7 protein-coding genes are annotated in these 9,210 nt (G+C 51.4%); 2 read left to right on the top strand and 5 right to left on the bottom strand.

Annotation, left to right across the window (positions count from 1 at the left end):
* Window positions 1-332 precede the first annotated feature (332 nt).
* Both V3O24_RS05865 and fucP read left to right on the top strand, forming a co-directional pair.
* The gene (locus V3O24_RS05865; RefSeq protein ID WP_331306581.1) at window positions 333-2,525 is read left to right on the top strand and encodes a glycoside hydrolase family 3 N-terminal domain-containing protein; all 2,193 of its coding nucleotides are present in this window, start codon (window positions 333-335) and stop codon (window positions 2,523-2,525) included.
* A 233-nt stretch (window positions 2,526-2,758) separates the two neighbouring features.
* Complete coding sequence (fucP, locus tag V3O24_RS05860) at window positions 2,759-4,039, top strand: L-fucose:H+ symporter permease (RefSeq protein ID WP_331306580.1); 1,281 nt, start codon at window positions 2,759-2,761, stop codon at window positions 4,037-4,039.
* A 57-nt stretch (window positions 4,040-4,096) separates the two neighbouring features.
* Here fucP and pyk read toward each other — a convergent pair whose 3' ends face one another.
* The 5 genes from pyk to queG form a co-directional block, all read right to left on the bottom strand.
* Window positions 4,097-5,551, bottom strand: a complete 1,455-nt coding sequence (pyk, locus tag V3O24_RS05855; RefSeq protein WP_331306579.1) for a pyruvate kinase — start codon at window positions 5,549-5,551, stop codon at window positions 4,097-4,099.
* Between the two features lie 94 nt (window positions 5,552-5,645).
* Complete coding sequence (locus V3O24_RS05850; protein ID WP_331306578.1) at window positions 5,646-6,308, bottom strand: TlpA family protein disulfide reductase; 663 nt, start codon at window positions 6,306-6,308, stop codon at window positions 5,646-5,648.
* An 11-nt stretch (window positions 6,309-6,319) separates the two neighbouring features.
* Entirely contained in the window at window positions 6,320-7,309 is a 990-nt protein-coding gene (gene pfkA / locus V3O24_RS05845; RefSeq protein ID WP_104424644.1) for a 6-phosphofructokinase, read from the bottom strand.
* 106 nt (window positions 7,310-7,415) lie between these two features.
* The gene (locus tag V3O24_RS05840) at window positions 7,416-7,928 is read right to left on the bottom strand and encodes a DUF4124 domain-containing protein (RefSeq protein ID WP_331306577.1); all 513 of its coding nucleotides are present in this window, start codon (window positions 7,926-7,928) and stop codon (window positions 7,416-7,418) included.
* Window positions 7,929-8,054: 126 nt separating this feature from the next.
* Window positions 8,055-9,140 (bottom strand): tRNA epoxyqueuosine(34) reductase QueG, encoded by a 1,086-nt coding sequence (gene queG / locus V3O24_RS05835; protein ID WP_331306576.1) that lies wholly within the window; start codon window positions 9,138-9,140, stop codon window positions 8,055-8,057.
* Between the last annotated feature and the right edge of the window lie 70 nt (window positions 9,141-9,210).

Below are 9,210 nucleotides of genomic sequence, written 5' to 3'. Positions count from 1 at the left end.
TTAAGGAACGTGCATGAAATAACTTGAGCAAGTTTTATTTTTCATTTTTTAACCATGAAGGACATGAAGCGGCATGAAAGGTTTAAGTCTTCATGCTCTTCATGGTAATTGCCTAAATTAATTTATGTACGATCCTTAGTGGCGTGTGCCAATCGGGTAATCGTCTAACCCGATAACAGGCCAGGAATGTTTTTTGTAGAAAAACTGCGGTGCAGCTTAAAATAAGCCGATGCGTAAGCAAAACCTTAAACAATCAACACGCGAAGAATACTAAGTTGCAAACCTTACATATCATTTTAATTATCATCCTATCCGTCATTTCGGGGCGTTCTGTGAGCGCACAAGAAACAAGCAAAGCAATAGAAAATAAAGTCAAAAATCTGCTGTCCCAAATGACGCTGGAAGAAAAAGTAGGCCAGATGACGCAGGTTGACATCAAGGTCATCGGCAACATCGAGAAACAGCATGGCCGCGCCGAGGAACTGATTGATCCGGTCAAGCTGAAAGAGGCGGTAGTAAAACGCCATGTCGGCTCCATTCTTAATACGCCTTTTACGCCCAATAACGAAGCGCTATCCATTGAAACCTGGCGGCTAATGATGCGCACGGTGCAGGAGGCTGCGGAAAAAACACGCCTCAAAATCCCAGTCATTTACGGGATCGACGCGATTCATGGCGCAACTTACACGCAAAACGCGGTATTGTTTCCGCAAGCCATCAACATGGCGGCGACGTTCAATGCGGAACTGGCTTTCAAGGAAGGCGAAATCACCGCACGGGAAGTGCGCGCCTCCGGCCAGCAATGGAATTTTTCCACGGTGATGGATATTGGCCGTCAACCGCTTTGGCCGCGCTTGTGGGAAACCTTTGGCGAAGATGTGCATCTGGCGACGGTGATGGGCGCGTCTTATATTAAAGGCCATCAGGGTGATGATTTTTCCGCAGCCGATAAAGCGCCTACTTGCCTGAAGCATTATGTGGGCTATAGCTATCCCCTGAACGGCAAAGACCGGACGCCCGCCTGGATCGGCGAAAGAGTGCTGCGCGAATATTTCCTGCCGACGTTTGAAGCGGGCATTAAAGCCGGATCGCCGACGGTCATGGTGAATTCGGCCGAAGTCGACGGCATTCCGGGACACGCCAACTATCAATACCTGACCACGATTCTGCGCGGAGAGCTTGGCTTTAAGGGCATTGCCGTGTCCGACTGGGCGGACATCGAGCGCCTTTATACCCGTGACAAGATGGCCGCATCCCCCAAAGAGGCGGTAAAAATCGCGGTGATGGCCGGTGTCGACATGAGCATGGTGCCGTTCGATTTTTCTTTTTATGATTTGCTGATCGATTTGGTCAAATCCGGCGAAGTGCCAATGTCCCGTATCGATGAAGCGGTGTCCAGGATACTGACGGTCAAGTATCAGGCCGGGTTGTTTGATCCGAAGCCGCTGTTGCCGGTAGAAGGTAATTTCGCCACGGCTGAGGCGATAGCAGCCAACCGGCAGGCGGCCAGGGAGTCGATAGTCCTGGCCAAAAACGACAACCACATCCTGCCGCTGAAAAAAGACGCCAATATTCTGGTGGCGGGACCCACCGCGAATTTGTTGAGTACGCTAAATGGCGGCTGGACGATTACCTGGCAAGGCGCCGCCGAGGAGTTATATCCCCAGGAAAAATTGACGGTCCTGGAAGCGATACAAGAAAAATCCGACGGCAAAGTGACTTATGTCGGCGGCGGTTCGTTTGATGCGCCTATCGATGTTCAAAAGGTGGTCGATGAGGCCCGGAATCACGACGTTATCCTGCTCAGCCTGGGCGAACATCCTTATACGGAAACGCCGGGCAATATTGAGACCTTAAATCTCGATCCGGCTCAAGTCGATCTTGCCAATGCCGCGATGGCAACCGGAAAGCCGGTGGTTTTGCTGACCCTGGGCGGCCGTCCGCGTATTATCACGTCGATTGCGGAACGGGCTTCCGGCGTTATTTTGGGCTTTTTGCCGGGCATGGAAGGCGGCGAGGCGATTGCCGATATTTTGTACGGCGACTATAACCCGAACGGTAAACTGCCGATTTCCTATCCGAGAAATACCAATGGCATTACGCCTTATGACTACAAACCTATCGAGTCGTTTGAATCGAATGTTTATGATCCGTTGTATCCGTTCGGTCATGGCTTGAGTTATACCACCTTTGAAACCAGCGGCTTGAAGGTGGACAAAGAAAAAATCAACATCGGCGAAAATATCAATGTCAGCGTTAACGCCAAAAACACCGGCGCGTTAACAGGCAAGGAAGCGGTGCTGGTTTATATCAATGACGTGGCGGCTTCGGTAACCAGGCCCAACAAGCAACTCAAGGCTTTTAAAAAAGTCGAGCTGAATCCGGGGCAATCCGAAACGTTAAGCTTTACCTTAACGCCGCATGATTTGTCGTTTATTGACGTTGATCTTAAGCGGATTGTGGAGCCGGGGGATTTCAAGGTGATGGTCGGCAATGAGACGGTCGGTTTTACGGTGACGAAATGATGCTTAAACCAGGCGATTGAAAGTCTTTTTCACCACGAAGGACACGAAGAAAAGCTAAGGAACATGCATAAATTAATTTAAGCAATTACCATGAAGATCATGAAGATTAAGCTTATAAATACAAAACTTGCTCAAGTTATTTCGTGCGCGTTCCTAAGTTAAAAAGCTTCGTGTCCTTCGTGGCTCCGTGGTGATAAGCTTTTAAACTTTTTAATCTGACATATCGATAATTTATGATCAATGCTGCCGATTCGACGAATGGTTCTGATAAAAAATCCTATTTAGGCTCGTTAATAATATTAACCTCGCTGTTTTTTATCTGGGGTTTTATCACTTGTTTGAACGATATTTTGATCCCGCATTTAAAGTCGGTGTTCACGCTGAATTACACCCAGGCAATGCTGATCCAGTTTTGCTTTTTTACCGCCTATTTTGTCGTTTCCGTTCCCAGCGGGTATCTGGTTGAGAAAATCGATTACAAAGGCGGCATCATTGCCGGATTAAGCATAGCGGGCATTGGCTGCCTGCTGTTTTATCCGGCTGCAAGTTCGCATTCCTATCCGTTATTTCTGGCGGCGTTTTTTGTATTGGCCTCAGGCATCACCTTGTTGCAGGTTGCCGCAAATCCGTATGTGACTATTTTGGGGAACCCGGAAACCGCCTCCAGCCGGTTAACCCTGACTCAGGCGTTTAATTCGCTGGGTACGACGATTGCCCCTTATTTCGGCGCGCTGTTTATTCTTACGACTGCGGTTAAAACGGCGGATGAAGTTAAGCTGCTTAACGCGGATGAATTATCGGCTTATCAAGCGGCGCAGGCTGCCGCCGTACAAACCCCTTATTTGTTACTGGCTGCGGTTCTGTTTTTTATTGCGGTGATTTTTGCGCTGATCAAGTTGCCCAAAATTGAAGCCGCCGAAGCGCAGGTTTCAGGTCTTGAAGAGGATGTTCATGACAGCGCCTGGGGCTACAGGCACCTGGTGTTGGGTGCAATCGGGATTTTTGTTTACGTCGGCGGCGAAGTGTCCATCGGCAGTTTTTTGATCAATTTTCTGGGCGAGCCTTCCATTGCCGGATTGGCCGAACAAGAGGCCGGAAAGTATGTGTCGTTTTATTGGGGCGGCGCTATGGTCGGGCGGTTTATCGGGGCGGTAGCCATGCAAAAAGTCCAGCCCGGCAAAGCGCTGGCATTTAACGCGGTAACCGCGGCGGTCCTGGTTTTAATGACGATGCTCGGCAGTGGCTACGTTGCGATGTGGGCGATTCTGGCTGTCGGCTTGTTTAACTCGATCATGTTTCCGACCATCTTTTCGCTCGCGGTTAGCGGTTTGGGTAGGCATACGGGGCAGGGCTCGGGCATCTTATGCGCCGCGATAGTCGGCGGCGCTGTGCTTCCGGTTGTGCAGGGGCTGTTCGCCGATTGGATCGGCATTCAACAGGCGTTTTTTATCCCGGTGCTTTGTTATTGCTACATCGCTTATTACGGGTGGCGGGGTTGCAGGTTTATACGGTAAGGCGCAATCGTAGGGTGCAATAGCGTAGCGTATTGCACCGCATGGATGTCCAAAATATCAAATTGTCAGCATCGTTATGGTCGGCGAACTCAACTGGCCATCCTGATGAAAACCGCGCACGACAATGACATTATCGCCCTCATTTGCCAGTTTTGTTTCAATGGCATGGCGTCGGGCCAGTTTATTGGGATGGGCATGACCGGCATCATCGGCGTGTATCGGTATAACGCCCCAGTATAGATTCATCCGTTGGCAAACCCATTTATTGGCGCTGATGGCTATCAGCGGCGCGGCAGGCCTTGCAGAGCTCAACGTAACAACCGACATTCCGCCGCTGGTAATGCCGACGATGGCTTTTGCATGCAGGTCAAAGCAAAGTTGGGCGGTCGCGTCGGCGAACGCGTCCCCGAACGGCAGCGGTTTTTGTTCATTATCCCGGTGCGCCAGTTTGCCGAAAACATCCTGTTCTCTCATGAACGCCTCGGTTTGATAGATGACCCTGGACATCATTTCAACCGCTTCAACCGGGAAGTGTCCCGCCGCTGTTTCCCCGGACAACATCACCGCATCGGTGGAAGAATAAACCGCATTGGAGACGTCGGTCACTTCGGCGCGCGTGGGCCTGGAGTTTTCAATCATCGATTCCAGCATTTGGGTGGCGACGATGACCGGCTTGTTCAATGCCCTGGCGCTTTTAATGAGCTGGTGCTGGGCTATCGGCACATCTTCCGGGTTTAATTCCACGCCCAAGTCGCCTCGGGCAATCATGATCGCATCGGCGGCGTTAATGATGTCCTGGCCGTTGGTTAGGGCTTCCGGTTTTTCAATTTTGGCGATGATATGGGTGTCGTAGCCGCTTGAGGTAATCAATTGACGCAGGTCGGTAATATCTTCGGCTTTCCTGACGAATGACAGGGCCAGGTAATCAACGCCCAGATCCAATGCAAACAACGCATCCGCCCGGTCTTTGTCGGTTAATGACGGGCAGGATACACTGACGCCGGGCAGGTTGATGCCTTTGTTGTTTTTTAACTCGCCGCCGTGAATGACTTCGCAGCTTATGTCTTGAGCGTCTTTTTTAATAACCTTGAGCTCGAATTTGCCGTCGTCCAGCAGGATACGATCCCCTGCATTTACATCGTCAGCCAAGGCATGATACTGGCAGGGGATAAGATTTGCCTCGCCTAGTATATCCCGTGTTGTTACCACAACCTGATCGCCATTGTTGATGATAATGCTGCCGTTTTTAAATTTTCCGGTTCTGATTTTGGGGCCGCAAAGATCGGCAAAAATGGTAATGTGTTGATGCAGTGCTTCGGCCGATTCCCGGATTATCCGGTACAGCTTGCGGTGGCTTTCATGTTCGCCATGGGACATGTTCAACCTGAAAACATTGACCCCGGCCTTAATAAGGTCGTAAATAACTTCGGGTGTATCCGAAGCCGGACCCAGTGTGGCAATGATTTTTGTCTTGCGGCTGGATAGATGGGGCATGTTGACATGGATCGACATTTTGAGTCCTTGTTGATTGTTTTTATTAATTCCCGGTTTGCATTAAGGCGGGCCTGTTTTCGGCTTTGGCCCCGCCTGCTTCAAGCTGCTTATTTTATTCTTGCAATAGTCCTAATATCCGCGCCTCCAACTCGGGATACGCGCCAAATGCGCACTCCCTGAGTATGCCTTGCTTATCCACCAGGATATGCGAGGGCGTGCCTTTTAAATCGAAACGTTCAAACGTTTCCGCATGGTAATCGAGCGACTGAAAATAATGCTGTACCTGCTGCCTGATCTTTTGCCGATCGGCTTCCGGCCGCTGCTCGAAATTAGGGATGCGGGTTTTGATGAAGGTTTCGAGGTCATGCTCGGTTGTTTCGGCTTGGCGTTTGTTCAAGCGGTCCATCGCCAGCGGAAACGGGATGCGATAGGGCAGTCGGCCTTCTGCACTAAGCTCGTTATGTTGGCTTAACAGACGCAATGTTTCGCCGATCACCTCGCCGTTTTCAGCCAGACGGGTCAGGTTTTCGAGGGTGTTTTTGTCAAAATCCTCAAACGCGGTGGCGACGCCCAATACCGATAAACCGTGCTGCGCATATTTTTGGTGCAGGTCTATTGCCTGGGGCAAGGAGTATAAAAAGCAGCCCGGACAATTGACCTGAAATATTTCAACCAGTACGACCCGGCCTGATAGCCGGTCAAAATTGGTCTCGGTTCCCTGAACCCAGCAGGAAACGGATAGTGGCGGGGTTTTTCGGCCTATTTGCGCTTTCACCGTCGGCTCGCTTAAATAGCCAGGGCGCGGATTAATTCAAGTTGCGCCTCGGTAGACTCGGTTTTTCCTCGTATGCACTCCGATAACGGCACCATTTCAATTTCACCTTTATTAAAAGCCGTGACATGGCAGCGCAGTCCCTGGTGAAGCGCCTGCACTGCGGCATACCCCATTTGCGAGGCAATCAGGCGATCCAGTGCGGTAGGTCTTCCGCCGCGCTGGATATGCCCCAAAACGCAGGCGTGGACGCTAAGATCGTACTGCGTCATCAGTGTGTCTTTTATTTCGTAGGATAAGCCGGATTTTTCGCCTTCGGCCACGATGATAATCGATGATGTTTTGCCCCGAGCCGTGCCTTTATTAATGTCGTTGACAATCTTCTCGTAATCGATCGCCTGGTTTGACAGCACCACATGCTCGGCGCCGGTACAGATGCCGACTTGCAGCGCAATGAAGGATGACCTGCGGCCCATGACTTCGACCAGGAAAGTTCGCGCATGCGCCGAAGCGGTGTCCCTGATGTTGTCTACGGCGTTGACCGCGGTCTGTACGGCGGTGTTGAAGCCGATCGTGTATTCGGTGCCGGAAATGTCATTGTCAATGGTGCCGGGTATGCCGATTATCGGGATGTCATGTTCCTGGTGCAAGGTCATCGCGCCGGCAAACGAACCGTTGCCGCCGATCACAACCAAGCCGTCAATATGTTTTCTGGATAGAATGTGCGCGGCTTCCTGCCTGATTCCAGGGGTGTGGAACTCCTCGCAGCGCGAGGTGTCGAGAATGGTGCCGCCGCGCTGGATGATATTGCCGACGGAGGACAGGCTGAGTTTGTGGATATTGCCCTCCAGCAGACCGGAATAGCCTTTATAAATCCCGTAAACTTCAATGCCAAGGCCGATAGCCGTTCTGACTACCGAGCGTACCGCCGAATTCATGCCCGGACTGTCGCCGCCGCTGCACAGCACGCCCAAAGATTTTATTGTTTTTGTATTAGCTTCCATAGGTTCCGGTTACGGTGTGAGGGTTTATGTTGCGCCTATTGTAGTTTATTTTGAATAATCTACAGATGCGGCGCGGTTTCAATGAGGATACTTTGTAATATACCGTTTATTTCCAGTTAAAAATAATTTTTGCGCGGCCGCTGCCGTCATTGTCTTTGCCGGTTTTTTGATGTTGATGCGGTATACGGGACGGATAAGCCGGGAGCGATTGATAAGACGGATAATAATAGGGGTAAAATTGGGGAGGCTGCATATTTTGCCGCTCCAGCGCATCGGCCTGCCGTTTTGCCTCATAGGCTTGCTGCTGTTGATATTCGGCGCTTTTTTTCAACGCTTCAACAGAGGCTTTTCTGTCCAGTTCGGCTTGCAGCTCTTTTTCGGCCTTGATTCTTGCCGCTTCGCGCGCCGCAAAATCCTCCTTCCAGGCTTTGAGTTTGGCTTCTTCCTCGGCAACCTTGCGCGGATCGGGTTTTGGGATCTCGATAGCTTGCTGTTTTATCGCAGATTGGCAGGGCGTAGACTGGTAAACCGTTTTGCCCGATTTCAACTGGCATTTAAAAACCTCGGCGTGGGCGGATGAAATGGACAGGGTCAATAAAATAAAAAATATCTGTTTCATAGTTGCATGTCCCTATCGATCGGTTTTGGCGGGATCATACAAACAATCCTGATTGGGCGTCATTTAAATTACGGATTAGGCTAGAAATGGCGAAAGGTGGTTTTTGTCCTTTGCCTTTCGCCTTGTTTATCCCGCTGAATCGTTAGGGCCTTGCCGAGCCAGCGCCCATATTACATGCTCTCTAACCATCTCGGACTCATGGTCGAGCATGGGCTTTAAGGCGTCGGTAATAAGCGGCGATGCAGGCGCATTGCCCAAGGCAACGGCGATATTCCTGAGCCAGCGTTGATGGCCGATTCGCCGTATTGCGGAGCCTTCGGTTTTTGCCAGAAATTCCGCTTCAGTCCACGCGAAGACCTCAAGCAATTGTTGGGTGTCGAGCCGATGCCTGGGATTAAAGTCCCGTTCGCCTGTCAGTTTGGCGAAGCGATTCCATGGGCAGATGATCTGGCAGTCGTCGCAGCCGTAGATGCGGTTGCCGATCAGCGGCCTTAAATCTTCCGGTATCGAACCGTGCAGTTCGATAGTCAGGTAGGACACGCAGCGTCTGGCATCGACTTGATAGGGAGCGACAATCGCCTGGGTCGGGCAAATGTCCAGACAGGCGCGGCACTCGCCGCAATGCGCTGTGGCCGGGCTGTCGATCGGCAGCGGCAGGTTGGTGAACAGTTCGCCTAAAAAGAACCACGATCCGGCTTTGCGGTTGATGACGTTGGAATGCTTGCCGATCCAGCCTAGGCCCGCTTTTTCGGCCAAGGCCTTTTCCAGCACCGGGGCGCTGTCGACAAAAGCCCGCATGGAGTCCGGGAACTGGGAGCCGATTTCCGCTTGAATCTTGTCGGCCAGTTTTTGCAGGCGGTTGCGCATCAGTTTGTGATAGTCGCGGCCCAGCGCATAGCGGGAAATATAAGCGGAAGCCGGGTCAGCCAGCACTTGATTCATCGCAATGGCGGATTCGGTTTGGTAATCCATGCGCACGGAAATAATGCGCACAGTGCCCGGATGCAATAGCTCGGGCCTGCTGCGTTTAAGGCCGTGGCGCTGCATATAGTCCATTTCGCCGTGGAATCCATTGTCCAGCCAGTTTTGCAGATGCGCTTCCGCTTCCGGCAAACCGGTGTCGGTGATGCCCACATGTTGAAAGCCCAGCTCTAATCCCCATTGCTTGATTTGAAGGGCGAGGGTAATCATTTGTTGGCTGCTGATGTCCATAGCTGGCGACGGGAGGCGAAGGATTGAACGTAGATAAAATGGAACTGCTTAATAAGCCGAACCGGGCGGG

The organism is Methylobacter sp. Wu8 (assembly GCF_036440755.1).
Taxonomy (GTDB): domain Bacteria; phylum Pseudomonadota; class Gammaproteobacteria; order Methylococcales; family Methylomonadaceae; genus Methylobacter_A; species Methylobacter_A tundripaludum_A.
This window is presented reverse-complemented; position numbering and strand designations above follow the sequence as displayed.